Source organism: Rhodanobacter geophilus (genome assembly GCF_040812275.1).
GTDB classification, from domain to species: domain Bacteria; phylum Pseudomonadota; class Gammaproteobacteria; order Xanthomonadales; family Rhodanobacteraceae; genus Rhodanobacter_A; species Rhodanobacter_A geophilus.
In genome coordinates this window covers 1-25,689 of the sequence record NZ_JBFOHL010000017.1, presented here as the reverse complement: position 1 = coordinate 25,689, position 25,689 = coordinate 1, and the positions used below count along the sequence as shown (strand labels likewise).

Annotated in this window: 23 protein-coding genes and 1 tRNA gene; 9 read left to right on the top strand and 15 right to left on the bottom strand. The window is 68.2% G+C overall.

Going from position 1 to position 25,689, the window contains the following annotated elements:
- The first annotated feature begins 110 nt into the window (after nt 1-110).
- On the top strand, nt 111-3,170 hold the full coding sequence (locus ABQJ56_RS15630; RefSeq protein ID WP_367845946.1) for an Rne/Rng family ribonuclease: 3,060 nt from the start codon (nt 111-113) through the stop codon (nt 3,168-3,170).
- Between the two features lie 91 nt (nt 3,171-3,261).
- On the opposite strand, the gene ABQJ56_RS15625 is transcribed toward ABQJ56_RS15630, so the two are convergent.
- The 4 genes from ABQJ56_RS15625 to tpiA all read right to left on the bottom strand — a co-directional run bounded on the left by ABQJ56_RS15625 (nt 3,262) and on the right by tpiA (nt 5,613).
- Complete coding sequence (locus tag ABQJ56_RS15625; protein ID WP_367845945.1) at nt 3,262-3,915, bottom strand: response regulator; 654 nt, start codon at nt 3,913-3,915, stop codon at nt 3,262-3,264.
- A 388-nt stretch (nt 3,916-4,303) separates the two neighbouring features.
- Nucleotides 4,304-4,388: transfer RNA gene (locus ABQJ56_RS15620), tRNA-Leu, on the bottom strand.
- A gap of 11 nt (nt 4,389-4,399) precedes the next feature.
- On the bottom strand, nt 4,400-4,840 hold the full coding sequence (gene secG, locus ABQJ56_RS15615; protein ID WP_367845944.1) for a preprotein translocase subunit SecG: 441 nt from the start codon (nt 4,838-4,840) through the stop codon (nt 4,400-4,402).
- 23 nt (nt 4,841-4,863) lie between these two features.
- Nucleotides 4,864-5,613, bottom strand: coding sequence for a triose-phosphate isomerase (tpiA, locus tag ABQJ56_RS15610; protein ID WP_367845979.1), 750 nt, complete (start codon nt 5,611-5,613; stop codon nt 4,864-4,866).
- A 109-nt stretch (nt 5,614-5,722) separates the two neighbouring features.
- Here tpiA and ABQJ56_RS15605 point away from each other — a divergent pair, with 109 nt between their 5' ends.
- Complete coding sequence (locus tag ABQJ56_RS15605) at nt 5,723-6,529, top strand: SDR family NAD(P)-dependent oxidoreductase (RefSeq protein ID WP_367845943.1); 807 nt, start codon at nt 5,723-5,725, stop codon at nt 6,527-6,529.
- 52 nt (nt 6,530-6,581) lie between these two features.
- Here the strand turns inward: ABQJ56_RS15605 and ABQJ56_RS15600 are convergent, their stop codons facing one another.
- From ABQJ56_RS15600 to orn, 4 genes are all read right to left on the bottom strand, one after another.
- Nucleotides 6,582-7,517 (bottom strand): isopenicillin N synthase family dioxygenase, encoded by a 936-nt coding sequence (locus ABQJ56_RS15600; protein ID WP_367845942.1) that lies wholly within the window; start codon nt 7,515-7,517, stop codon nt 6,582-6,584.
- Between the two features lie 119 nt (nt 7,518-7,636).
- Nucleotides 7,637-8,983, bottom strand: coding sequence for a phosphoglucosamine mutase (glmM, locus tag ABQJ56_RS15595; protein WP_367845941.1), 1,347 nt, complete (start codon nt 8,981-8,983; stop codon nt 7,637-7,639).
- A gap of 71 nt (nt 8,984-9,054) precedes the next feature.
- Entirely contained in the window at nt 9,055-9,969 is a 915-nt protein-coding gene (gene folP / locus ABQJ56_RS15590; protein WP_437343442.1) for a dihydropteroate synthase, read from the bottom strand.
- A complete protein-coding gene (gene orn / locus ABQJ56_RS15585) occupies nt 9,966-10,532 on the bottom strand; it encodes an oligoribonuclease (protein WP_367845940.1) in 567 nt (188 codons plus the stop codon). Before orn ends, folP begins: the two co-directional genes overlap by 4 nt.
- A gap of 333 nt (nt 10,533-10,865) precedes the next feature.
- On the opposite strand from orn, the gene sbcB reads away from it, so the two are divergent.
- Nucleotides 10,866-12,302 (top strand): exodeoxyribonuclease I, encoded by a 1,437-nt coding sequence (gene sbcB / locus ABQJ56_RS15580; protein WP_367845939.1) that lies wholly within the window; start codon nt 10,866-10,868, stop codon nt 12,300-12,302.
- A gap of 11 nt (nt 12,303-12,313) precedes the next feature.
- Nucleotides 12,314-13,000 carry a DUF2461 domain-containing protein gene (locus ABQJ56_RS15575; protein WP_367845938.1) on the top strand — a complete coding sequence of 229 codons (687 nt, stop codon included), beginning with the start codon at nt 12,314-12,316 and terminating at the stop codon, nt 12,998-13,000.
- Here the strand turns inward: ABQJ56_RS15575 and ABQJ56_RS15570 are convergent.
- Nucleotides 12,997-14,310 carry an MFS transporter gene (locus ABQJ56_RS15570; protein ID WP_367845937.1) on the bottom strand — a complete coding sequence of 438 codons (1,314 nt, stop codon included), beginning with the start codon at nt 14,308-14,310 and terminating at the stop codon, nt 12,997-12,999. The two genes, ABQJ56_RS15575 and ABQJ56_RS15570, sit on opposite strands and share 4 nt — an antisense overlap.
- Before the next feature lie 267 nt (nt 14,311-14,577).
- On the opposite strand from ABQJ56_RS15570, the gene aqpZ reads away from it, so the two are divergent.
- The gene (gene aqpZ, locus ABQJ56_RS15565; protein WP_367845936.1) at nt 14,578-15,324 is read left to right on the top strand and encodes an aquaporin Z; all 747 of its coding nucleotides are present in this window, start codon (nt 14,578-14,580) and stop codon (nt 15,322-15,324) included.
- Nucleotides 15,325-15,360: 36 nt separating this feature from the next.
- Here the strand turns inward: aqpZ and gloA2 are convergent, their stop codons facing one another.
- Genes gloA2 through ligA form a run of 4 tightly spaced genes read right to left on the bottom strand, consistent with a single transcriptional unit; the run spans nt 15,361 to nt 19,533 of the window.
- On the bottom strand, nt 15,361-15,756 hold the full coding sequence (gloA2, locus tag ABQJ56_RS15560; protein ID WP_367845935.1) for an SMU1112c/YaeR family gloxylase I-like metalloprotein: 396 nt from the start codon (nt 15,754-15,756) through the stop codon (nt 15,361-15,363).
- A 2-nt stretch (nt 15,757-15,758) separates the two neighbouring features.
- Nucleotides 15,759-16,733 carry an EF-P lysine aminoacylase EpmA gene (gene epmA / locus ABQJ56_RS15555; protein ID WP_367845977.1) on the bottom strand — a complete coding sequence of 325 codons (975 nt, stop codon included), beginning with the start codon at nt 16,731-16,733 and terminating at the stop codon, nt 15,759-15,761.
- An 8-nt stretch (nt 16,734-16,741) separates the two neighbouring features.
- Complete coding sequence (locus ABQJ56_RS15550; RefSeq protein ID WP_367845934.1) at nt 16,742-17,143, bottom strand: SWIM zinc finger family protein; 402 nt, start codon at nt 17,141-17,143, stop codon at nt 16,742-16,744.
- A gap of 5 nt (nt 17,144-17,148) precedes the next feature.
- Nucleotides 17,149-19,533, bottom strand: coding sequence for an NAD-dependent DNA ligase LigA (gene ligA / locus ABQJ56_RS15545; RefSeq protein WP_367845933.1), 2,385 nt, complete (start codon nt 19,531-19,533; stop codon nt 17,149-17,151).
- A 120-nt stretch (nt 19,534-19,653) separates the two neighbouring features.
- Between ligA and ABQJ56_RS15540 the strand changes: the two genes are divergently transcribed.
- Entirely contained in the window at nt 19,654-20,283 is a 630-nt protein-coding gene (locus ABQJ56_RS15540; protein ID WP_367845932.1) for a phosphatase PAP2 family protein, read from the top strand.
- A 137-nt stretch (nt 20,284-20,420) separates the two neighbouring features.
- Here ABQJ56_RS15540 and rnk read toward each other — a convergent pair whose 3' ends face one another.
- Nucleotides 20,421-20,831 (bottom strand): nucleoside diphosphate kinase regulator, encoded by a 411-nt coding sequence (gene rnk / locus ABQJ56_RS15535; protein WP_367845931.1) that lies wholly within the window; start codon nt 20,829-20,831, stop codon nt 20,421-20,423.
- 188 nt (nt 20,832-21,019) lie between these two features.
- On the opposite strand from rnk, the gene ABQJ56_RS15530 reads away from it, so the two are divergent.
- The 3 genes from ABQJ56_RS15530 (at nt 21,020) to ABQJ56_RS15520 (ending at nt 24,356) form a co-directional block, all read left to right on the top strand.
- Nucleotides 21,020-22,489 (top strand): MFS transporter, encoded by a 1,470-nt coding sequence (locus tag ABQJ56_RS15530; protein ID WP_437343444.1) that lies wholly within the window; start codon nt 21,020-21,022, stop codon nt 22,487-22,489.
- 80 nt (nt 22,490-22,569) lie between these two features.
- Complete coding sequence (locus tag ABQJ56_RS15525; RefSeq protein WP_367845929.1) at nt 22,570-23,778, top strand: cation:proton antiporter; 1,209 nt, start codon at nt 22,570-22,572, stop codon at nt 23,776-23,778.
- Nucleotides 23,779-23,894: 116 nt separating this feature from the next.
- A complete protein-coding gene (locus ABQJ56_RS15520) occupies nt 23,895-24,356 on the top strand; it encodes a glycine zipper 2TM domain-containing protein (protein WP_367845928.1) in 462 nt (153 codons plus the stop codon).
- Between the two features lie 265 nt (nt 24,357-24,621).
- Here the strand turns inward: ABQJ56_RS15520 and ABQJ56_RS15515 are convergent, their stop codons facing one another.
- Complete coding sequence (locus ABQJ56_RS15515) at nt 24,622-25,527, bottom strand: hypothetical protein (protein ID WP_367845927.1); 906 nt, start codon at nt 25,525-25,527, stop codon at nt 24,622-24,624.
- Nucleotides 25,528-25,689: the final 162 nt, after the last annotated feature.

Here is a 25,689-nt window from a genome sequence, read left to right as displayed (position 1 = left end):
GAAAGGCGCCGTCACATGAGCCGCTCCACCGCAGCGGCGCGATCCCCGGCAGGCCGCCATTCCGGCGCCACCGCGGCACGCGACGCGCGGGCGAGCCGAGGAAAACTACAATGAAGCGCATGTTGATCAACGCAACTCAGCGTGAAGAGTTGCGCGTGGCCATCGTCGATGGCCAGAACCTCTACGATCTCGACATCGAAATCCCCTCCCGCGAGCAGAAAAAGGCCAACATCTACAAGGGCCGCATCACCCGCGTCGAGCAATCCCTGGAAGCCTGCTTCGTCGATTACGGCGCCGAACGCCACGGCTTCCTGCCGCTGAAGGAAATCGCCGACCAGTACTTCACCCCCGGCCTGAACCCGCACAAGGCGGGCATCCGCGAGCTCCTGAAGGAAGGCCAGGAGGTCGTCGTTCAGGTCGAGAAGGAGGAGCGCGGCAACAAGGGCGCCGCCCTCACCACCTTCATCTCGCTGGCCGGCCGCTACATGGTGCTAATGCCGAACAACCCGAAGGCCGGCGGCGTCTCGCGCCGGATCGAGGGCGAGGACCGGCAGGCCTTGAAGGAGGCCCTGGAACACGTCACCGTGCCCGACGACGTCGGCCTGATCGTGCGCACCGCCGGCCTCGGCCGCGACGCCGACGAATTGCAATGGGACCTGGACTACCTGCTGACCCTGTGGCGCTCGATCTCCGAGGCCGCCAGCAAGCGCAAGGCGCCGTTCCTGATCTACCAGGAATCGAAGCTGTTCATCCGCGCCCTGCGCGACTACCTGCGCAGCGACATCGGCGAAATCCTGATCGACGAGGAATCGCTGTACGAGGACGCCCGCGAGTTCATGCAGCAGGTGATGCCCACCTCGCTGCGCAAGCTCAAGCTGTACAAGGACGATACCCCGCTGTTCAACCGCTACCAGATCGAGACGCAGATCGAAAGCGCGTTCGACCGCCAGGTGCGCCTGCCTTCCGGTGGCTCGATCGTGATCGATCAGACCGAGGCGCTCACCGCGATCGACATCAACTCGGCCAAGGCCACCAAGGGTTCGGACATCGAGGAAACGGCGTTCAACACCAACCTCGAAGCCGCGGTGGAAATCGCCCGCCAGTGCCGCATCCGCGACGCCGGTGGCCTGATCGTGATCGACTTCATCGACATGGACAGCCCGCGCCACCAGCGCGAGGTGGAGGAAAAGCTCAAGGACGCGCTGAAGCTCGACCGCGCCCGCGTGCAGGTCGGCCGCATCTCGCGCTTCGGCCTGCTGGAGCTTTCCCGCCAGCGCCTGCGCCCCAGCCTCGGCGAAGCCACCCAGATCGTCTGCCCGCGCTGCGAAGGCCACGGCCACATCCGCGGTGTGGAATCGCTGGGCCTGTCCACCCTGCGCCTGATCGAAGAACACGCGATGAAGGACAACACCGGCCAGGTGCTGGTGCAGGCTCCGCCCACGGTGGCCAACTTCCTGCTCAACGAGAAGCGCGCCAGCGTGGTCGAGATCGAGCTGCGCCACAAGGCGCACGTGGTGATCGTGGCCGACGACAAGCTGGAAACGCCGCACATCGAGATCCAACGGATCAAGGAAGCGGACATGGGCGAGCACAGCAAGCCCAGCTACGAGCGCCTCACCGCGGTCGAAACCGCGCCGCTACCGAAGATGGGCCAGACGTTGGGCAGCAATGAGCAGCCTGCGGTCAGCGGCATCGTGCCGGCCACGCCGGCGCCGGTGCGCGAAGAAACGCCCGAGCCCGCTCCGCAGCCTGCACCACGCCGTCAGGCGGCACCGGCCACGGCCGTCGCCGTTGCTCCGGGAGGCGGCATCATCTCGCGCCTGTTCGGCTGGTTCCGCAACAGCGCCGCGGCAGCGCCTGCCCCGGCCGCTGCGCCGGTGGGCGGCAGCGACAACGGCAATGCGCGCGGCAGTCGCCAGCAGCAGCCGCGCCGCGACGAGCGCAACCGCAATACGCCGGGCAGCGGCGGCAACCGCCAGCGCCGTGATGCCGGCGCGTCGTCGGGCAAGTCAGGCCAGCAACAGAACGCGCAGCAGCAGAACCGCGGCAACCGCCAGCAAGGCAGTGAAGGCGGTTCACGCCAGTCGGCCCAGGCCATTGCGAGTGCGCAGATGCCGAAACAGGAACGCCAGGCGCAGCGGACCGGCAACGCCGCAGACGGCAACAAGACTGCCCAGTCCGAGCGTGCCGAGCGCAAGCCCGCGGCGCCGGCTGCCGCTGCCGCAGTGCCGAAACCGGAAGCGCAGGCTCCGCGTCCGCCCGCTCCCGCCGAACTCGCCGAACCCGTCGACGAGGCCAAGCTGGCCACGCTGCCGGCGGGCGCCGCCCAGGAGGCTGCCGACGCAACTGCCGGTGATGCCGAAAATCCCTCGCGCCGCCGCCGCGGTCGCCGTGGTGGCCGCCGCCGCCGTCGCCACGAAGACGCCGCCGGCACGACGCAGGATGCCGAGCAGATCCGCGAACTGGACGACGAGGATCGCGACGAGGCCGAAGCCACCAGTGAGGAGGATGCACGGCCTGTTGCTGCAATGCCTGCTGCCGTCACCACCGTGGCAACGCCGCCAGCCGCCGACAAGCCTGCTGCCGAGTCTGGTGCGCAGGCATCAGCTCCGTCCACTCCTGCCACGCCCCGTGCAGCGCCCGCGCCGCGCAACCCGCCGGTACAGGCCGAGCGTGCCGAACCCGCGCGCGTGGTACTGACCGAAGCGCCGCTGGCCGCTGCAGTCGCCACCGCCTTCAGCTTGCCGCCGCTGCCGCCGATCCCGGAGAAAAAACCAGCGGCAACGGAGCAGGCGCCGACGGACGCGGCACGTCCAGCCGAGGCGACCGCCACCTCCGTTGACGCCGCCAGTCAGGCGCATGCGCCGCGGGCCGTCGTCGAAAAGCAGGACGCTGCGGAAACTGCCGTGCCGGCTGCGCCCCAGCCACCTGCCCCGGCCCCGACCACATCCTCAGGTGCGGAGTCTCGTGCCGAGCCCAGGCAAGCAGCTGTCAACGGGCATGCCGCGCCGCCCGCCACCTCACAGCCGCAACAGGGTGACCTGCTGGGCCACGCCGACAAGGCAAGCGCAGCCGCACCGACGGTTGCCGAGCCCGAGGTGAAACCCGCCGGTTCGACTGAAGAATCCGCGGAGGAACAGGAACAGCCACGGCAGGATGCGGCTCCCTGAGACGCCGCGTCATCTGACCGCGAAAAAGCCGGACCTTGGTCCGGCTTTTTCGTGGGTGCGAGTTCGTGGGTGCGATTCCGATCGGATGGGCTCAGGCACCTACCTGGTGATGCGGTGCGTCGATCAGGCCATGCGCCGTCATCAAATGGGCCAGGCCCAGCACGTGTTCCACGTGCAGCTTCTCCATCAGTCGCTGCTTGTAGGTCGACACCGTCTTGGGACTCAGGTTGAGTTGCTCGCCGATCACCGTCAACGGCTTGCCGCGCACCAGCATCATGGCCACTTCAAGCTCGCGGCTGGACAAGACATCGAATGGCGAGCTGCTGCCGTCCAGCGTGGCCAGTGCCAACTGCTGTGCCACCGCCGGCGCCAGATAACGTCGGCCGGAGGCCACCTGGCGCACCGCCGTCACCAGCTCATCGGCGCTGCAGCCCTTGGTCAGGTAACCGGAAGCACCGGCATCCAGTAGGCGCTTGGGGAAGCGGCCGTCGTCGACCACGGTGACCACGACGATGCGCGTGGCCAACTCGGCCCGGCTCACCCGTTCGGTAAGTTCGATACCGCTCATGCCCGGCATGTGCACGTCCACCAGGGCGATCTCGGGCTTGATGCTGCGGATCAGCCGCAGGCCTTCCTCCGCACTTGCTGCCTCGCCGCAGATGCTCATGTCGGGCTGCTGCTGCAGGATCATCCGGAAACCCGTGCGCACGAGTTCGTGGTCGTCGATCAGCACGATCTGGATCATGTCCTGCCCTCCCTGAAGAATGCTCCTGGATGCCAATATGCCTGGTCGGTGCAGACGCCCCCGGGCATCGTCCACGGATGGAAGCTAGGTGGCTTTGCCGATGGATGCAAGCGGAACACTGGCATCGGTCGTACTCAGGCTGCCATGGAGTTGCCGAATGTGATATCCGTCACAACGAATCATGATTTCGGGGTCGAGTTCGTGCCATTGGCCCCGCGCGTGCCGCGGCCGATCTCGCCCACCCATGTCTGCCAAGTGGCCGAACCACCCGTCGCGCGCAAGCCAGCCAGCCGGATGTTTCGTGAGTTTTACTGACAAGTCATGACAAGAAAAAACCCGCCAATCGGCGGGTTTTTCTCGAATTTCCGCCTGAGCGGGAATTCGCGATTGGTGCCCAAGAGGGGACTCGAACCCCTACGCCTTGCGGCGCTACCACCTCAAGGTAGTGCGTCTACCAGTTCCGCCACCTGGGCAGGTGTGTTGCTCAGTGTTGCTTCTGCGGCGCCGGCGCGACCGGCACTTCGCCGTGCTGCTGCTTGTCCGCGGCGGGAACAGCCGTGTTCGCAGCGGCCGGCGCAGCCGCGGGCACTTCCGGATTCGCCGGCGTGGCTGCCGGGGCCTGCTTGGCGGGCACCGGCTGGTTGCTCATCCCGGCCATCACGCCGAGGTCGGCACCGTTGCTTTGCTGCGCGCCATGGTTGTGCAGGTACACGCCCATGCCGAGGCTCAGTGCGAAGAACAGCGCGGCGAGCACACCGGTGGCACGGGTCAGGAAGTTGGCCGAGCCGCGTGCACCGAACACCGTCGCCGAGGCGCCGCCGCCGAAACCGGAGCCGGCGCTCGCGCCTTCACCGTTCTGCAGCAGGATCAGCACGGTCATCGCCGCGGCGATCAGGATGTAAAACACGCTGAAAATGACAAACATGATTGCAATCGAACCCGTGGCGACTAACGCGCCGCTGCGCAGATCCCAAGGAAGTCGGAAGCGGTCAGCGAAGCCCCACCGATCAGGCCGCCATCCACGTCCGACTGCGCGAACAATTCGGCGGCATTGGCCGCCTTGACGCTGCCGCCGTAAAGCAGCCGAGTCAGACGGGCAATCATAACATCTTCTTTCTGGAGTTGGCTACGGATGAACGCATGCACCTGCTGCGCCTGTTCCGGCGTGGCGGTACGGCCGGTGCCGATCGCCCACACCGGCTCGTAGGAGATCACCGCGGTGTCGAATGCCGCGATGCCGGCGGCGGCGAGCACGGCCTGCAGCTGGCGGGCAATCACGTTTTCGGTTTCGCCGGCTTCGCGCTGCGCCAGCGTTTCGCCCACGCAGAGGATGGGCGTGAGGCCGCCGGCACGCGCGGCAATGAACTTGCGCGCCACCAGCACGTCGCTTTCGCCGTGGTACTGGCGCCGCTCGGAATGGCCCACCAGCACCCACTGCGCGCCGCAGTCCACCAGCATCGCGGCGGAGACTTCGCCGGTATACGCGCCCTGCCCTTCATGTTCGCTGAGGTCCTGGGCGCCCACGCCGATGCCGGCATCGGCGCAGGCTGCGGCCACGGTATCCAAGTAGGGGAATGGCGGACAGATCGCCATATCGATGCCGTTCGGCCTGGCGGCGGCGATCTCGCCGCACAGGGCGGCGGCCATCGAGCGGCTGCCATGCATCTTCCAGTTTGCGGCGACGAGCTTCTTGCGCATGTCCGGCGATAGTCCGTTCGTAAAAAACCGCGATTTTACAGGACGATAATGTAACTGGTATTGCTGCGGCGCAGCGCCCAAGATGCCGCATCGCCCACTGGAGAAACGCATGCCGCCTGCCCGCCCGCTCAGCCTCGTCACCGGCGCCTCGTCCGGCATCGGCGCCGCCTTCGCCCGTGCGCTGGCGGCACGCGGCCATGCCCTGGTGCTCACCGCACGCCGCCGGGAACGGCTGGAGGCGCTGGCTGCGGAGCTGCAGCAGCGGCACGGCAGCGCGGTGACCGTGCTCGCGGCTGACCTCGCCGATCCTGCCGCGCCGCTCGCGCTGTGCGAGGAACTGGCGCAGCGCGGACTCGCGGTGGACTGGCTGATCAACAACGCCGGCTACGGCGTGCCCGGCAGTTTCACGGCGAACGACTGGCGCACGCACGCCGACTCCCTGCAGGTGCTGCTGGCCGCGCCCGTCGAACTGGCCTGGCGCCTGCTGCCCGGCATGCGCGAGCGCGGTTACGGCCGCATCGTCAACGTGGCCTCGCTGGCCGGCCATGTGCCCGGCACCGCGGGACACACGCTGTACGCGCCCGCCAAGGCGTTCCTGATCAAGTTCTCGCAGGGCCTGGCACTGGAAAGCCGGGGGCGCGGCGTGCACGTCTGCGCGTTGTGCCCGGGCTTCACGTATTCCGAATTCCACGATGTCACCGGCACGCGTCCACTGATGAACAAGCTGCCCGGCTTCATGTGGCAGAGCGCCGACGAGGTGGTGGCCGAGGGCATGGCCGCCGTGGAGCGCGGCGACGCGGTGCATGTCACCGGTCGCGTGAACCGCGCCATCAAGAGCGTGTTCAAGCTGATGCCGGATCGGCTGGCGTTCCGCCTGTCGGCGCGGCAGGGGCGACGTTATCGCCAGGCCGATTGACGAAGGCCCCTCGTCCCGGCCCGCGCCGCCAGGCCGTGCCAGGGTGGGCCCGTCAGATCAGCCTGATCTCGCGCAGGCGCTGCTGCAGGTACTCGTGCGAGGTGATCGATGTGTCGTAGCGCCTCGGATTGTCCGGCGTCACGCACTGCGGCAGCGGATCGAGCACCACGTCGGGGTTCGGGTGCAGGAAGTACGGCACCGAGTAGCGCGGCTTGCGCGCGTTCGCGTTCCGCGGATTCACCACGCGGTGGGTGGTCGACGGGTACACGTGGTTGCTCAGGCGCTGCAGCATGTCGCCGATGTTCACCACGATGGCGTCGCCCTCGGTGGTGATCGGCAGCCACTCGCCCTCGCGCGTCAGCACTTCCAGCCCTTCCGCGCTCGCCCCCACCAGCAGGGTGATGAAATTGATGTCCTCGTGCGCGCCGGCGCGCACGTTCGGGATGTTCTCCTCGGTGATCGGCGGGTAGTGGATCGGCCGCAGGATGGAGTTGCCCTGGTCGGTCTTGTCCTCGAAGTAGTGCTCGGGCAAGTCGATGTGCAACGCCAGCGCGCGCAGCACGCGGGTGCCGAGCTGGTCCAGCGCCTCGTACAGGCCGTAGCCGTAGCGGCGGAATTCCGGTACTTCGCCCGGCCACAGGTTGGGCGCCATCACGTCGGCGAACTTCGAGTCGCGCGCGATCTCGCGGCCGATGTGCCAGAACTCCTTGAGGTCGGCGAACTTGCTGTCCTTGGCGGTCTCCACCTTGAACGGCGTATAGCCGCGCGCGCCGCCGCTGCCCGGCACGTGGTACTTCATCTTGGTCTCGGTGGGCAGCGCGAAGAAGCTGCGGAAGGCCTCGTAGGAGCCGTCGATCAGCTCGCGCGGGACGCCATGGCCGCCGATGCAGCAGAAGCCGAATTCGCGGTAGGCCGCGCCGAGCTCGGCGACGAAGGCGTCGCGGTCGCTGTCGTAGCGGCGGATGTCCAGGGTGGGAACGTTTTTCAAGGGCTCGGATCCTTCAGGTGCGCGGTCAATAGGTGTACCGCCACCGCAGGGACGGTTCACGTCGGGCCATTCCTTGGCGACCGTTTCCTCTCACCTGTGGCCGGCACGCGCCGACTGGTTCACGAGCGTTCTGCGGACGATTTTACGACGTCGGCCAGGCTTTGCGCCAACTGCCGCACCTCGGCCGCGTCGGCGCCCTCCACGGTGACCCGCACCAGCGGTTCGGTGCCGGAGGCGCGCAGCACCACGCGGCCGCGGCCGCGCAGGGCCTGTTCCGTGTCGGCCAGCGCCTGTCGCACGGCGTCGCCGTCCAGCGCCTCGCGCGCGCCGTCGGCACGCACGTTGATCATCACCTGCGGCATCTTGCGCAAGCCTTGCCGCGCCGTGGCGAAATCCTCGCCGGCCAGTGCCTCCAGCACGGTCAGCGCGGAGACGATGCCATCGCCGGTGGTGGCGCGATCCAGGCACAGGATGTGGCCGGAAGTCTCGCCGCCCAGCACGCCGCCGCGTTCCTTGAGCTGCTGCAGCACGTAGCGGTCGCCCACCTTGGCGCGCACCAGGTCGACGCCGAGCTGCTCCAGTGCCAGCTGCAGGCCGTAGTTGCTCATCAGCGTGCCGACCACCGGCCCGCGCAGCAGGCCGCACGCCTGCCAGGCGCGCGCGATCACGTAGAGCAGGTCGTCGCCGTCGGCGAGCACGCCGTGGCGGTCGACCAGCTGCACGCGGTCGCCGTCGCCGTCGAAGGCGATGCCCAGGTCCGCGCCCTGCTCCAGCACCGCGCGCTGCAGCGCCTGCGGATGGGTGGAGCCCACGTCGCGGTTGATGTTGAAGCCGTCGGGCTTGTCGCCGATCGCGGTCACCTCGGCACCCAGCTCGGCGAAGACCTTGGGCGCGACCTGGTAGGTGGCGCCATTGGCGCAGTCCAGCACGATCTTCAGTCCGTTGAGGTTGAAGTCCTCGGCCACCGTGCTTTTGCAGAATTCCGCGTAGCGGGTCACCGCATCGTCGATGCGGCGCGCCTTGCCCAGTTGTTCGGAAGGCACCGTGGCGAAGGGTGCGTCGATCTCCGCCTCGATGGCGGCTTCCATGGCGTCGCTGAGCTTCTCGCCCTGGGCGGAGAAGAACTTGATGCCGTTGTCGTGGTGCGGGTTGTGCGAGGCGCTGATGACGATGCCGGCCTCGGCACGCAGCGAGCGGGTGAGGAAGGCCACCGCCGGCGTCGGCATCGGCCCCAGCATCCGCACGTCCACGCCGGCGGAAACCAGGCCGGCTTCCAGCGCGGCCTCGAACATGTAGCCGGAAACGCGGGTGTCCTTGCCGATCAGCACGCCGCGCCGCGCCCCGCCCTGCTGCCGAAGCACCGCGCCCAGCGCACGGCCGAGGCGCAGCATGAACTCGGCATTGATCGGCCACACGCCAACCGCGCCGCGGATGCCGTCCGTGCCGAAATACTTGCATTGGCTCATAGATGCTTTCCCGAAAAGATTCCCTGTCCCGGTGGCAGAGCTTCATGAGCCGCCATCCCGTCGCTACTCTTTCAATCGTCGTCCGGCCAGCGGGGTGCCGCCGGCTTCGGATCGCGACGCGGCGCCTCGTCGCCCGCGTGCACGCCCCGCCACACCGCCAGCGCATCCACGGTCGCGGCCACGTCGTGCACGCGCACCATGCGCGCGCCGCGCTGAACCGCGATCAACGCGGCGGCGACGGAGCCCGCAGCACGCTCGGAGGGGGTCTTGCGACCGGTCAGCGTGCCGATCATCGACTTGCGCGACAGCCCGGCGTACACGCCGCCACCCAGGTCCGCGAAGCGTTCCAGCGCGCGCAGCAGGGCCAGGTTGTGCTCGAGGTTCTTGCCGAAGCCGAAGCCCGGATCGACCATCACCCTGCGCCTGTCGATGCCGGCCAGCTCGCAGGCGAACAGGCGGTCGGCGAGGAAGCGATGCACCTCGCCCACCACGTCGTCGTAATGCGGATCGTCCTGCATGCCGCGCGGCTCGCCCTGCATGTGCATCAGGCACAGCGGCACGCCGAGTTCCGCCGCGACGTCCAGCGCGCCCTCGCGGCGCAGCGCGTACACGTCGTTGATCATGCCGGCGCCCGCGGCCACCGCGGCGCGCATCACCTCCGGCTTGGAGGTGTCGACGGCGATCGGCAGCGCGGTGCGCGCGACCAGTTGCTCGATCACCGGGATCACCCGGCGCAGCTCTTCCTCCGGCGCCACGTCGTCCGCGCCCGGGCGGGTGGATTCACCGCCCACGTCGAGCATGTCGGCGCCCTGCTCCGCGAGCGCGAGCCCGTGCGCCACGGCCGCCTCCGTGGTGGCGTGCTCGCCGCCGTCGGAAAACGAGTCGGGCGTGACGTTGATGATGCCGGCCACGCGCGGGCGATCCAGCACCAGCCGGCGGCCGGCGCAGTCGAGCACGGGCGCGAACATGGCATCGAGCGCGTTCATGCCGGCTCCTGCCCACCCAGCGCACCCATGTGGCGGCGGTAGTAGCGCAACTCCTCGATGGAATCGCGGATATCCGACAGCGCGGTATGCGCGGACTCCTTGCCGAAGCCCTTGCCGATCGCCGGCGCCCAGCGCCGCGCCAGTTCCTTCAGCGTGGACACGTCGAGGTTGCGGTAATGGAAGAAGCGCTCCAGCCGCGGCATCTGCCGATGCAGGAAACGGCGGTCCTGGCAGATCGAGTTGCCGCACATCGGCGACTTGCCTGCCGGCACCCAGTCGCGCAGGAAGTTCAGCGTGGCCTGCTCGGCGGCGGCATGATCCGCGCCGGCATTGAGCACCTGCTGCCACAGGCCCGACTTGCCGTGCTGGTTGCGGTTCCAGGCGTCCATCGCCTCCAGCCGGTCCAGCTCGTGGCGGATCGCGAACACCGGGCCCTCGGCCAGGACGTTGAGATCCTTGTCGGTGACGATGGTGGCGATTTCCAGGATCGAATCGGCATCGGTGTCGAGGCCGGTCATCTCCAGGTCGATCCAGATCAGGTTGTCGTCGTTGGCTTGGCTCATGGGCCCTCCTGGCCGCGCAGTCTATCAAGGGATGCTCTGATTGGCCCCAGCGCAGGCGTCACCGGTCTGTCTGCCCGCAGGCCACAGGTGCGTCGTTGAAGGCAGACTGGCCGTCTGTCGAGACGGCGCACCGAAGGGATGCGGGCAGACAGGCCGGCCCCACTTTTGAATTCAAATGGCGGGTGATGCCCAGAAGGCCCGCATATCGCCGCGCGCGTCTTGTCCAGGCGGCCAGCCTTGGCGGCGCCACGCACGACAATCTGCGAACCTTCTGGACATCATGACGCCTGCGCTGGGGCCAATCAGAGCATCCACATGCGATCATCGGGCCCCATGCAGACCTTCCTCTGGCACGACTACGAAACCTTCGGCGCCGACACCCGGCGCGACCGCCCGGTGCAGTTCGCCGGTATCCGCACCAACATGGAACTGGAAATCGTCGGCGAGCCGGTGATGTTCTTCGGCCAGCCGCCGCGCGACAGCCTGCCCCGGCCCGAGGCCTGCCTGATCACCGGCATCACGCCGCAACAGGCGGAACGCGAAGGCGTCGGCGAGGCCGAGTTCGCTGCCCGCGTGCACGAACAGCTCGCACAGCCCGGGACCTGCGGCGTGGGCTACAACTCGCTGCGCTTCGACGACGAGGTGACGCGGCAGCTGCTCTACCGCAACTTCTACGAGCCCTACGGCCGCGAGTGGGAGAACGGCAATTCGCGCTGGGACCTGATCGACCTCGCCCGCATGTGCGAGGCGCTGCGCCCCGAAGGCATCGTCTGGCCAACCCGCGAGGACGGCACGCCCAGCTTCAGGCTGGAGCAGCTCGCCGCCGCCAACCGCCTGCAGCAGGAACGCGCGCACGATGCGCTGTCCGACGTGCATGCGCTGATCGACCTCGCCAAGCTGATCCGCGTGCGCCAGCCGCGGCTGTGGGACTGGCACTACGCGCTGCGCCGCAAGCAGCGCGTGTTCGAGCTGCTCGACGTGGCCGGCATGACGCCGCTGGTGCACGTGTCCTCGCGCTACCCGTCCAGCCGCCACTGCCTCGCCCTGATCGCGCCGCTGGCGCTGCATCCCAGCCGTCCCGGCGAGGTGATCGTCTGCGACCTCGCCAGCGACCCGGCCGAGTGGCTGCAGCTCGACGAGGACGAAATCGCCGACCGCGTGTTCACCGCCCGCGCCGACCTGCCCGAAGACGTCGAACGCGTTCCGTTGCGCACCGTGCGCGCCAACCGCGCGCCCGCGCTGGCGCCGCTCTCCGTGCTGAAGGGCGTCGACCTGCAACGCCTGCAGCTCGATCCCGAGCGCTGCCTCGCCCACCGCGACCGCCTCGCCGCCGCCGATGGCCTGGCGGCCAGGCTCGCCCGCGTATTCGCCCGCGCCGCCGAGCTGCCGCCGCCGGACGATCCCGAGCTGGCGCTCTACAGCGGCTTCCTGCCCGATGCCGACAAGCGCCTGCTGCGCGAAGTGCGCGCCACGCCGCCGGAACAGCTGGCCACGCGCGCCTTCCCGTTCCGCGATCCGCGCTATGCCGAGCTGCTGTTCCGCTACCGCGCCCGCAACTGGCCGGAAACCCTGGACGCCGCCGAACACGAACGCTGGGAAGCCTTCCGCCGCCGCCGGCTCACCCGCGAGACGCCGCTCACCACCCTCACCTTCGACGACTACTTCGCCACGCTGGCCGCCCTGCGCGCCGATCCTGCACGGCAGGACAAGCTGCCCCTGCTGGACCAGCTGCAGGCCTGGGGCGAACAGCTGGCCGCCGAGCTGGCCTGACCGAGTCCACCATGCCCCACGCCTATTTCACCCCCGCCACCTTCAAGTTCCTGCGCGCGCTCGACCGCAACAACAGCCGCGAATGGTTCCAGGCCCACAAGAACGACTATGAGCGCCACGTGCGGGAGCCGTTCCTGCAGCTCATCACCGACCTGCAGGCGCCGCTGGCGAAGATCAGCCCGCACTACCGCGCCGACCCGCGCAAGAACGGCGGCTCGCTGTTCCGCATCTTCCGCGACACCCGCTTCTCCAACAACAAGCTGCCGTACAAGCCCTGGCAAGGCGCGCGCTTCTTCCACGAGCGCCGCCACGAGATCCCGGCGCCCTCGTTCTACATGCACATCCAGCCCGGCGACTGCTTCGCCGGCGGCGGCATGTGGCACCCCGAGCCCGACGCGCTGAAGAAGATCCGCGCCTTCCTCGCCGACAACCCGGCCACGTGGAAGAAGGCCACGCAGAGCCCGACCTTCCGCGAGCACCTGCAATTCTGGGGCGAGTCGCTGAAGCGGCCGCCGCACGGCTACGACCCCAACCACGAGCTGATCGAGGACCTGAAGCGCAAGGACTACGCCTGCGGCGAAGGCTTCGACGAGGCGCTGGCCTGCTCCACCGAACTGCTGCCGTGGACGGTGGCCTGCTTCAAGCGCGTGGCGCCGATGGTGGACTACCTGTGCGCCACGCAGGAGCTGGAGTTCTAGGCTGCCCTTCGGCGCAGCAGCAGCCACGCGCTCACGCCCGTGCTCACCAGCGTCGTGATCGTCACGTACCACGCCGGCGCCATGCGCCCCGCATGCACGGCCAGCCAGCCGATCATCGCGGCGGTGCCGGCACCGAACACGGCGTAGGCCACGTTGTACGAGAACGACAGGCCGGAGAAGCGCACCGGCGGCGGGAAGGCCTGCACCATCACCACCGGCACCACGCCGGTCACGCCCACCAGCAGGCCGACCAACGCGTACAACGGCAGGAAATGCGCGCCACCCATGGCAAGGTCGGCGAACAGCGCCCAGTTGCCGGCGATCAGCAGCAGCGAACCGGCCAGCAGGGTGCGCAGCGCACCGAAACGGTCGACCAGCCAGCCGTAGAATATGCAGCCAACGGTGAGCGCGCAGGCCGCCAGTGCATTGCCGAAGAAGGCCAGCTTGGGTGGAATGCCGAAACCCTTCGGTGCCAGCGTGGGCAGCATCAGGATCAACACAACGATGGCGGCGGTCAGCATCCACGTCACCAGCATCGATACCGCGACGCCAGCCCGGTGTCCGGCCAGCACCACGCGAAGTGGCAGTTCGCGGCTGAGCTGCTTGCGCTCGCGCATCTCCGCGAACACCGGCGTCTCGCTGAGCCAGCGGCGCAGCCACACCGCGGCGAAACCGAATACGCCACCAAGCAGGAACGGCACGCGCCAGCCCCAGTCCAGCAATTGTGCTGGGGCCAGCCGCGCATTGAGCCAGGCCGCCAGCAGCGAGCCGATCAGGACGCCCGCGGTCAACCCCGCGGTGAGGCTGCCGCAGGCGAAGCCCACGCGCCCGGCCGGCACGTGCTCGGCGACGAACACCCAGGCGCCCGGCACCTCGCCGCCCACCGCGATGCCCTGCACGATGCGCAGCAGCAGGAGCAGCAGCGGCGCCAGCATGCCGGCCTGCGCGTACGTGGGCAGCAGGCCGATCGCCAGTGTGGGCAGCGCCATCAGGAACACGCTGAGCGTGAACATGCGCTTGCGCCCCGAACGGTCGCCGAAATGCGCCATCACGATGCCGCCCAGCGGCCGCGCGAGATAGCCCGCCGCGAAGATGCCGTAGACCTTGATCTGGGCCAGCCAGGGCGTCGTCCCCTGCGGGAAGAAGAGCTCGCTCAGCGGCATCGCTAGGAACACGAACACCACGAAGTCGTAGAACTCCAGCGCGCCGCCCAGCGCGGACAGCAGCAGGGTGCGCGCGTCGCGGCGGTCCAGGCGGCGCGCTGCCGCGCCTGTCATCTCCGGTGTCGGCATTGTCGTGGCGTCGCTCATGGGGGAACCGCGGCCCGAGGTGGAAAGGGTCCGGCAACATAACCCAGCACGCGACACTTCGCGACTCCGCCCGCATCCCGTATGCTCGCTGTGCCCGGCGGGATGCCGGGCCACACGGGCGAGTCGGCCAGCCTCGCGCGACCTGCCCGGCGCCGTTTTCAGGGGAGAGGAAACGTCGTTCGACCCTGGCCGCTGCGGCCAGTCATCCGGCATGCGTCGCACGCCGCGACGCTCGTGTCCCATCACGCAATCGGGAAGGAGTCTTCGATGAACCTGGGCAAACGCATGGCCGCCGAGTTCTTCGGCACGTTCTGGCTGGTACTGGGGGGCTGCGGCAGCGCGGTGCTGGCTGCACACGTCGCCGGCGCGGACGGCTATCCATTCGGCATCGGGTATGCCGGCGTGGCGCTGGCCTTCGGCCTCACCCTGCTGACGATGTGCTACGCCATCGGCCACATCTCCGGCTGCCACATCAACCCGGCGGTGACCTGCGGCCTCGCCGCCGGCGGCCGCTTTCCGGTGAAGGAAGTGATTCCCTACATCATCGCCCAGGTGGTCGGCGGCCTCGTGGCCGGCGCGGTGCTGTACGTGATCGCCTCGGGCAAGGCGGGCTTCGACCCCGTCGGCGGCGGCTTCGCCTCGAACGGCTTCGGCGCGCATTCGCCGGGCGGCTATTCGATGGGCGCCGCGGCGGTGTGCGAGATCGTGATGACCGGCTTCTTCATCTTCATCATCATGGGCGCCACCCACAAGAGCGCGCCGGTGGGCTTCGCCGGGATCGCGATCGGCCTCGCGCTGACCCTGATCCACCTGATCAGCATTCCGGTCACCAACACCTCGGTGAACCCGGCGCGCTCGACCGGCGTGGCCCTGTTCCAGGGCGGCTGGGCGGTGGGGCAGCTGTGGTTCTTCTGGGTGATGCCCATCGTCGGCGGCATCATCGGCGGCCTGATCTACCGCTACCTGTGGAGCGACCGCCCCGCCCTGCCCGACATCAAGGGCGACCGGGCCTGAGCATCGACGACACGCGGCCTCCCGGCCGCGTGTCGCTCAAGCCTCGTAAAGCTCGATCGGCAGCCCGTCCGGATCGGCGAAGAAGGCGAAGCGGCGACCGGTGTGCTCGTCCACCCGCACCGGTTCGCAGGCGACGCCGCGCGCAGCCAGCTTGGCTGCTGCGTCTTCCACCCTCGTCACCGCGAATGCCAGGTGGCGCAACCCCTGCGCCTCCGGCCAGGAGGGGCGCGGCGGCGCGCCGGGAAAGGAGAACAGCTCCAGCTGCACGCCTGGGCTGACTTCCAGGTCGCATTTCCACGAATCCCGCGCCTCGCGGTAGACCTCGCGCACGATGCGCAGGCCCAGCGTCTCGCTGTAGAACGCCTTCGAGCGCGGATAGTCCGAGCAGATCAGGGCGACGTGGTGGATGCCACGCAGCAGCGGAGCCGCCATGGTCAGGCCTCCGCGAACGGAAACGCCAGCACGTCGGCGATCGCGTCGGTGCCGGCCAGGCACATCAGCAGTCGTTCGATGCCCAGCGCCACCCCGGCGCAATCGGGCAGGTCATCGAGCGTGGCGAGCAGGTGCCCGTCCAGCGGCAACTCGCGCTGGCCGCGCTCGCGGCGGCGTGCGTTGTCGCGCTCGAAGCGGGCGCGCTGTTCCGCCGCATCGTTGAGTTCGTGGTAGCCGTTGGCCAGTTCGTACGGGCCGAGGTACAGCTCGAAGCGTTCGGCCCGCGGCGGATCGCCGGGACGCACCCTGGCCAGCGCGCACTGGCTGGCCGGGTAGTCGTGGATCACCGTGATGCGGTCGCGCGGAAACACCGGCTGCAGCCTGTGGGTGAGCAGCAGGTCCAGCCAGTCGTCGCGGGTGAGCCCCTCGGGAGCTATGCCGTGGCCGGCCAGCGGCGCCTGCAGCTCGGCCAGCGAAGCATGCGCGGAATCGATGCCCAGTTCGTCGATGAACAGCTGGCGGTAACCCTCGATCAGCACTTCGGCACGACGACTCTGCATCGCCAGCGCCGCCTCCACCAGCTCGATGACCTCGTGCATCAGGCGGCGATGGTCCCAGCCCACCCGGTACCACTCCAGCATGCTGAACTCGGGGTTGTGCCGCCCGCCCGCCTCGCCGTTGCGGAACACCCGCCCCAGCTCGTAGCAGTCGCCCACGCCCGCGGCGAGCAGGCGCTTCAGCGGATGCTCCGGCGAGGTGCGCAGCCAGCGTTCGCGCGCGCCGGCGTCGACATGGCCGCTGAACTGCGTGCTGAAGCTCTCGATGTTCGGCTCGGTGTTGCCGGCCGCCGAAAGGATCGGCGTTTCCACTTCCAGCACGTGGCGTTCGGCGAAGAAGGCACGGATCAGGGCGTAGAGGCGGGCGCGCAAGCGCAACGCGTCGTGTTTTGCAGCCCCTGTGTCCGAATGAAAAAGTATGGATGCAGTCACTTCAACATGGCCTGTGCAAGTAACTTTCTGGCTTTGGCCAATTCGATCTTCGAAGTTTCGAAACTTTGTTCGGCCACGTCCATGGCGCGCCTGTCCTTTGCCTGGGTCAGCACCTTCTTCGCGGCGATCACGTGATCTTCGGCTGCGATCAAGTCGCGAAGGGCCGACTCGACATCAGTGCCTTCAAGCCAATCAACAGCCACCCTCAAGCCGTCCGGATCAGGCCCGACCAAGCCCTCTGGGTTGCCGGAGAGAATGCGGAACCTGTGCTTGCAATATTGACCGTTTGATCCAGCGGCACAGGTGCAATAGGCGTTCAGATTGGTTCCACCCTTTTCCAGCGTTACTCGATACGGAATCGCTGCGCTACCTTGGACCGTAAACTCCATCCGTTCCATGCGTTTCATCCCTCATGCCGCGACAGCAAATCCAGGAGTTGCGTCTGATCCCACACAGGTACGCCGAGCTCATTGGCCTTGGCAAGTTTGGAGCCTGCTTCTTCGCCCACCACCACGAAAGTGGTTTTCTTCGACACGCTGCCAGCTACTTTTGCGCCCAACGCCTCCAGTCTGGCTTTGGCTTCATCGCGACTCAGCGCGGGCAGTGTGCCAGTGAGCACAACGGTCTGGCCCTCCAGCGGCAATCCATCGGCAACAGTTCGCGGCGTGGCCGCCAGCAGTTTCTGCATCGCCGCCACGCCTTCGCGCAGCGAAGCCAGTTGCACGGGTTCGGCAAGAAAGGCTTCAAGGTTGGTGGCAGCTTTCTTTGAAAGGCCGGCAACGACCCAGTGAGTGGCACCGGCATCGCGCAGCTTGTCCAGTGTCGGGTAATGTGTCGCCAGCATTTTCGCCGCCACCTCGCCTACATCCTTGATGGCGGCAAGCTCCAGCAATTTTGAGAACGTCAATTTCTCATGCAGCTTGGACGACGGCTCGCCCTCGTCGCCGAAATGCACGCCCGCGGCGAGCAGCGCGTCGACCACCTGCTGGTTGCCCGGCTGCGCGAAGAAGCCGGCGATGGACGCCGCCACCTCGCCGCCGATGTCGGGCAGCACGCGCAGCACCGGCGCCGGCATGCTGCGCACGAACTCCAGCCGGCCCAGCCACGCGGCCAGCGTCTTCGCCGTGCTCTCGCCGATGTGCATGATGCCCAGCCCGAACAGGAAGCGCGCCAGCGTGGTGCTCTTGCTGGCCGCGATGCCGTCGAGCAGGTTCTCCGCCCACTTGGTGGCCACCTTGCCCTGCTTCACCGTCTCCGGCGTGGTGCCGTCGCGCTCGTCGGCGCGGCGCTTCATCTCCAGGAAATCGTCCAGCGTGAGCCGGTAGAGGTCGGCCGGCGTGTGCACGTAGCCGAAGTCCACCAGCGCGTCGACGTAGCGCTCGCCGAGGCCGTCGATGTCCATCGCGCGGCGCGAGGCGAAGTGGATCAGCGCCTCCTTGCGCTGCGCCGCGCAGACCAGGCCGCCGGAACAGCGGTACGCGGCCTCGCCCTCCTCGCGCAGCAGCGCCGAGCCGCACACCGGGCAATGCGCGGGCATCGTCCACGGCTGCGTGCGCGGCGGGCGCTGCTCGGGCATCACGCGCACCACCTCGGGGATCACGTCGCCCGCGCGGCGCACGATCACGGTGTCGCCCACGCGTACGTCCAGCCGCGCCACCTGGTCGGCGTTGTGCAGCGTGGCGTTGGTCACGGTGACCCCGGCCACCTGCACCGGCGCCAGCCTTGCCACCGGCGTGGCGGCGCCGGTGCGGCCGATCTGGATCTCGATCGCCTCGACCGTGGTGGTCTGCTCCTGCGCGGGAAACTTGTGCGCGATCGCCCAGCGCGGCGCGCGCGCCACGAAGCCCATCGCGCGTTGCCCCGCGTAGTCGTCCAGCTTGTAGACCACGCCGTCGATGTCGTAAGGCAGGCTGTCGCGCTTCGCGCCGATGCGCTTGAAGTAGTCGACCAGCCCCGCGAAGCCGCGTGCCGTGCCCACCTCGGGCGACACCGGGAAACCCCACTCGCGCAATTGCCGCAGCGTGGCCGAATGCGTGGGCGGCAGTTCGCCGCCCTCCACCACGCCCACCGCGTAGGCGAAGAAACTCAGCTTGCGCCTCGCGGTGACCGCCGGATCGAGCTGGCGCAGCGAGCCGGCCGCGCCGTTGCGCGGGTTGGCGAGCGTCTTCTCGCCGTGGGCGCGGGCGTAGTCGTTGAACGCCTCGAAATCCTTGCGCAGCATGATGACTTCGCCGCGCACTTCCAGCACGCCGGGCCAGCCCGCTCCGCGCAGCTTCAACGGAATGGCGCGCACGGTGCGCAGGTTGGCGGTGACGTCCTCGCCGGTCTCGCCGTCGCCACGGGTGGCGCCCTGCACGAACACGCCGCGCTCGTAGCGCAGGCTGATCGCCAGGCCGTCCAGCTTGGGCTCGACCGAGAACACCGGCTCGCCGCGATCCAGCGTCTGCTCGATGCGCCGCTCGAACTCGGCCACCTCGTGGAAGCGCGTACGTTCGTCCTCGCCCGCCTGCTCGAAGGCATTGGACAGCGACAGCATCGGCATCGCGTGCCTCACCTCGGCGAAGCCACCGCTGGCGCGCGCGCCCACCTTGCGGGTGGGCGAATCGGGCGTGGCCAGCTCGGGATGCGCCGCTTCCAGCGCCTCCAGTTCGCGCATCAGGCGATCGTACTCGGCGTCGGTGATCTCCGGCTCGTCGAGCACGTGGTAGCGGTAGTTGGCCTGTTCGATGCGCTCGCGCAAATCGGCGGCACGGGTCTTGGCGTCGGCGGGAACGGGAGATGCGCTCATGGGGCGAAGTTTAGCGATACGCGGCTCCGCCGGGCGCGCGCAATAAGCGAATCAAAAGCTGGCGGGCGCAGGCTGTCCGTTCGAGGCGGTCTCTCGCCTGGCCGCCGGGAGGGTATTTCGATGCGCAGACTGCGTGGTACGGCCTGCCTGCTGGCCTTCTTCATGCTGTCCACCACGGCTTTCGCCAGCGGCGGCCCGCTCGGCATCGACCACCGCCTGCATTACGACAACAGCGGCATCTGGAAGCGCGGCAACCAGAACATCCTGATGTACGGCAGCATCGTGACGGTGGCCGGCGGCGCGCTGGCCTTCGGCGACCAGGACGAGCTGGGCGACACGTTCTGGCGCTCGGTGGACGCGATGGCGATCTCCGGCATCGGTGCGCAGGCTTTGAAGTACACGTTCCAGCGCGAGCGCCCTTCGCAGACGTCCGATCCGAACCGCTTCTTCGAGGGTACCCACGCGCAGAGCTTCCCCAGCGGCGAGGTCACCGCCATCACCGCCGCGGTGACGCCGTTCATCGTGAACTACGGCCACGACCACCCCGCGGTCTATGCGCTGGCGCTGTTGCCGGCCTACGACGCGGTGGCGCGCATGAAGACGCGCGGCCACTGGCAGACCGACGTGCTGGCCGGCGCCGCGCTGGGCGCGGGCGTGGGCATCTGGGCCGCGCGCCGCAAGTCGTCGCTGATCATCGGCTGGCTGCCGGGCGGCTTCCAGGTCGGCTTCGTGCACCACTTCAAGCCGTAGGGGCGGATGGCCCGTCATTCCGGCGCAGGCCGGAATCCAGTGAAATATGCGTGCGAAGCACACGAAACTGGTTTTGCGTGCTGCGCACGAGCCAGCCGGCTGGATGCCGGCCTGCGCCGGAATGACGCCGGGCACCCTCAGCGGTGCAGATCCCCCGCCGCTTCCGGCTGGTAGTCGATCGACAGCACGGTGAGGCGGCACTTGCGTGCGTCCGGGGTCGGCCAGTCGATGTGCTTGCCCTTCGCCAGCCCCAGCAGCGCGCTGCCGACCGGCGCGAGGATCGACACCGTGCCGTGCTTGCCGGCCGCGTTCGGGTAGACCAGGGTCATCTGCAGCGGCGCGCCGCCTTCCTCGTCGGTGAAGCTCACGGTGGAGTTCATCGTCACCACATTGCGCGGCATCTCCGTCGGCTCCAGCACCGTGGCGCGATCCAGTTCCTCGCGCAACGCGGCATGGGCCGCGGCCTGCGCCGGCGGCAGCCGGTCGAGCAAGATCTCGATGCGTTCCAGGTCGAGGCGGGAAATGGTGATGGCGGGTTTGCGGCTCATGGTCCTTGGTCCTGTCGCAGGCAATGCGGGTCGCGCAAAAGCACGCGCCGGGGCGATGGGCACCCCGGCGCGCAATGGTCCTGGTTGTGTCACCACTCCGATCTTGGGGTGGCGATCGATGAAACAAGCCTGACTTTGCGCAGGACCGCGACGGAAAGCAAGCTGTCGCAGCAGCTATCATGGGCGCAATGCCACCGCACTCCGCCGCCCCCCTTTCCCCCGCCGATGCCGTCACTGCGGCGCCCGCGGCCGAAGCGGAGCCCGCCCTCTCCTCGCGCCAGCGCTATCGCGGCCTGCTGTGGCTGGTGGCCGCGGCGTTCTTCATGCAGGCGCTGGACTCCACCGTGGTCAACACGGCGGTGCCGGCGATGGCCGAGGCGCTCAAGGAAACCCCGCTGGGCATGCGCAGCGCGCTGACCAGTTACGTGCTGACTCTCGCGATCCTGATCCCGGCCAGCCCGTGGCTGTGCGACCGTTTCGGCACGCGCCGGGTATTCGGCGGCGCGATCGTGCTGTTCGGCCTGGGCTCGCTGCTGTGCGGCCTGTCGCAGACCCTGCCCCAGCTGGTGGCGGCGCGCGTGCTGCAGGGCGTGGGCGGCGCCGCGCTGATGCCGGTGGGCCGCTACGTGCTGGTACGCAGCATCGACAAGCGCGAGTTCGTGGGCGCGATGAGCACGGTGGCCACCTTCGGCCTGCTCGGTTCGGTGCTGGGCCCGCTGCTCGGTGGCGCGCTGGTGGAATACACCTCGTGGCGGCTGATCTTCCTGGTCAACGTGCCGGTGGCGATCGCCGGCGTGTGGATGAACCGGCACGACATGCCCGAGTACCGGCTGGACCGTGCCAACCGCTTCGACCTCACGGGTTTCCTGCTGTTCGCCGCCGCCTCGGCGCTGCTGCTCGCCGCCTCCGAGCTGGCAGGCGCCGATCCGGTGCCGTGGCTGGAAATGGCCGCCTGCGGCGGCATGGCGCTGCTGCTCGGCGTGGTCTACGTGTGGCACAGCCGGCGCACGGAGCATCCGGTGGCGGATCTCTCGCTGCTGCGCGTGCGCAGCGTGTGGGTGGCGCTGGCCGGCGGCCTGTCCACCCGGCTGGGCATCGCCGGCATGTTCCTGCTGCTGGTGCTGTTCCTGCAGGTGGGCTGCGGCTGGTCGCCGCTGGCGGCGGGCCTGATGATGGTGCCGCAGGCGCTGGGCTCGATCGCCGCGAAGTGGGTGATCAACCGCGTGCTGGTGCACTTCGGCTATCGCCGCCTGTTGCTGGGCAACACCATGATCGTGGCGCTGCTGCTGGCCGCGTTCGCGCTGTTCGGGCCGGGCACGCCGGCCTGGCTGATCGCCCTGCTCACGTTCTGCTACGGCTGCTTCACCGGCCTGCAGTACACCACCATGAACACGCTGATCTACAACGACCTGGACATCCGCCACGCCTCGATGGCCTCGTCGATGGCCTCCACCGTGCAGTACCTGGCGATGAGCTTCGGCATCGCGCTCTCCACCCTGCTGATGCAGGCACTGCTGCGCGGGCATGCGCCCGGGGACTTCGTGGTCGCGTTCCGCTGGACCGTCGTGCTGCTGGCCCTGATCACCGCCGCCGCCAGCCGCGTGTTCGGCCACCTGCGTCCCGATCGCCCGATCGAAGCGCTGGGCGCCACGCGCTGAGCGACATCCGGCGCGGCGCGGTGTCGGTCGTCGGCACCGAACGGTTAGCATGCGATCTCCGCCCCGCCCGGACGCGCCGCATGCACCACGCCAGCGACATCCTGCTCACCCTGTTCATCGTGTTCGTCGCCGCCCAGGTCGGCGGCGAGATCGCGCAGCGGCTGAAGCTGCCCGGCGTGGTGGGCGAGATCGCCGCCGGCTGCGTGGTCGGTCCCTCGCTGCTGGGCTGGATCGCGCCCGCGCAGGTCGCCACCGGCACGCCGCTGGACGTGCTCGCCGAGGTCGGCGTGGTGCTGCTGCTGTTCTCGGTGGGCCTGGAAACCCGGCTGGAGGACCTGAAGAAGGTCGGCAAGACGGCCTTCCTGGTCGGCGTGATCGGCGTGATCGTGCCGTTCGGCATGGGCGCGCTGTGGGCGCACGGCAGCGGCTTCGGCTGGGACAAGTCGATGTTCGTGGCCGCCGCCTTCGTGGCCACCTCGGCCGGCATCACCGCGCGCGTGCTGCAGGAACTGGGTGCGCTGCAGCGCACGGAGAGCAAGGTGATCCTGGGCGCCGCGGTGATCGACGACATCCTCGCCATGCTGCTGCTGGGCGTGGTGGTGTCGCTGCAGGGCGGCGAAGGCTTCCAGCCCGGCCACCTGCTGGTGGTGCTGGGCGAGGCGGTGGGCTTCATCGCGGTGATCGGCTGGGGCGGCGCGCGGGTGATGCGCTGGAACTCCAGCTGGCTGGACAAGCCGCGCCATGCACAGTCGCCGCTGCTGATCGCGCTGGCGCTGTGCCTGGGCCTGGCCTACGTCTCCACCCTGTTCGGCCTCGCCGCGATCATCGGCGCCTTCCTCGCCGGCATGATCGCCTCGGAAACCCGCCAGCAGCACACGCTGGAACAGCAGACCCAGCCGCTGCTGGCCCTGCTCACCCCGTTCTTCTTCGTGGTCACCGGCAGCAAGATCGACCTGCACGAGCTGGCCAGCGCCGACGCGCTGTGGATGCTGCTGGTGGTCACCGTGATCGCCATCGTTTCCAAGCTGGTCGGCGGCGGACTCGGCGCGCTGTCGCTGGGCCGGCGCGGCGCCACCATCGTGGGCTTCGGCATGGTGCCGCGCGGCGAGGTGGGCGTGGTGATCGCCAGCCTGGGCCTCGCCGCCGGCGTGTTCAGCAACCGCGTCTACGCGATCATCGTGGCGATGTCCCTGCTCACCGCGATGGTGACGCCGCCGGTGCTGGCCTGGCTGCTGCGGCACACGCCGGCGGGCACGCATGCCGGCGAGGCGGACGCGCCGTCGGAGTGACGCCCGGCACGTCGGCCGCCTCCGGCGACCCCGTTCACGCCGCATGCGGGTAGCCACGGCATAAACTTGCGCCCGGTCGCACTGATTCCGCGCCGTTCACCCCCAGGAGATTCCCCATGAACGCCAAGTCCCTGCTCGCCCTCTCCCTCACCGCCATGCTCGGTTTCGCCGCCAGCGGCACCGCCGCCGCGCAGAGCAACGGCGTGCTCGTGCGCAACGACGGCATCTACCTGCGCTGCGACCAGTGCGGCACCGTGCAGAGCGTGGAACAGAACATCACCCAGGGCGGCGGCCACGGCACCGCCGGCGCGATCATCGGCGCCATCGCCGGCGGCGTGCTCGGCAACCAGGTCGGCAAGGGCAACGGCCGCAAGCTCGCCACCGTGGGCGGCGCCGTGGGCGGCGGCTTCGCCGGCCACGCGATCGGCAACAACACCGGCAGCAACACCAGCTGGCTCGTGCGCATCCGGATGGGCAACGGCAGCTACCAGAACATCCAGGTCAAGGACGCCAGCGGCATCCGCCAGGGCGACCTGGTGCAGGTGGACGCGAACGGGAACATCGCGCGGATCCAGTGAGGGTTGCTGGATGGCGGGAAGACGAAACGCCCCGGTCGGGGCGTTTTGCTTGGGGGCTACGAAACAAGTCCGGCTGCTCGCCGCTCCTGGGAATGTGGCGGAGAGAGTGGTGAGTGAGTAACTTCCAGCCCCACCAACGCCCGCGGCGCCTGGTCAGGTCGGAAAGGTTGACCTCCGAAGTTGACCAAGTGGGCGAAGGCTATCGCCAATGCAAAGGACCGGCAATCCTCGCTTGTGTCAGCGAACGCCCTCCCTGCCTTCCCTTTCACATGGCAGCCCGTTCGGCCGATTGAAGGTCACTGAGGTAGCGGAGCGCCTCTCCCCCTTCTGCAATCACCTGCATGCCGAACTTCTCATGCAACCTTAGGTGCCCGCTCGTCATCAGAACCCTCAATGGCTTCTCCGTGAACATGGCATGGTGATGACCGCAAGCCGCACTGGCGTGATGAATGTCCATCAGCCAATGCCCATCGAGTTTTCGGGTCTTGTCCCACCGAACGGCCGCATGGCAAGCGGCGTGAACGTAGAGAGAGGGCACACGCTTGGCCATCAACTCTGGGCGCAGCCGGAAGACGTTGAAGAGCATTGTTTGCATGGAAGACTGACATTTCTCGACGTCATCTAACGAGAACTCACTTAGGTGGCTGGCAAGAAAATCCCTGGCAGCCTTCTCGTCAAAAAACTTGATTGCGCCTGAAACCTCAGCAGCAAATGCCTGCTGAAAGCTTTGAATAGTGGGGGCATACTCCACCATCTTTTCGTTGATCCTTGATGCGCTGGCCTGCATCACATTCGCCAAATCGCCATCCCCATCTGGGCCAACGAGGTCCCGGAATGAAACCGCCCACATGTGATCTATGGCGGATTTCTGAAAGGCACGATTGGCAAGCTCATCAAATGCCGGAGAGGACGGAGTCCTCGCCCCGAAAACCATTCCTGGCCGCACCCAGGCGAGATCCGAAACAAGGGATCCCTCTCCTGAGGGGGATCGCATGAAATCCGCCAACTCCATGGTGACCCGCTCATACTCCGTCCGAAGACAAATGCCTTGGCTGAGCTCGTCCAGCAAAGAAGCTGTAGCCAGACGCGTCTGTCGATCGGTGGCCTGCATGGTTTCGACGTATACCGCATCGCTGACAGGACAAATCACCCTGTCCGCACGCACCAACATTCGGAGCAACTCCAATATGGACGAATGCTCTTGCCGCCTTGAACCGCCCCGGGTTCGGTGGAGGCTCCCACTCTTGAGAGAATGGAGCCATGAACAAGTCCACGAAGTTTTCCCCTGAGGTCCGCGAGCGAGCGGTGCGTATGGTGCAGGAGCACCGCGGCG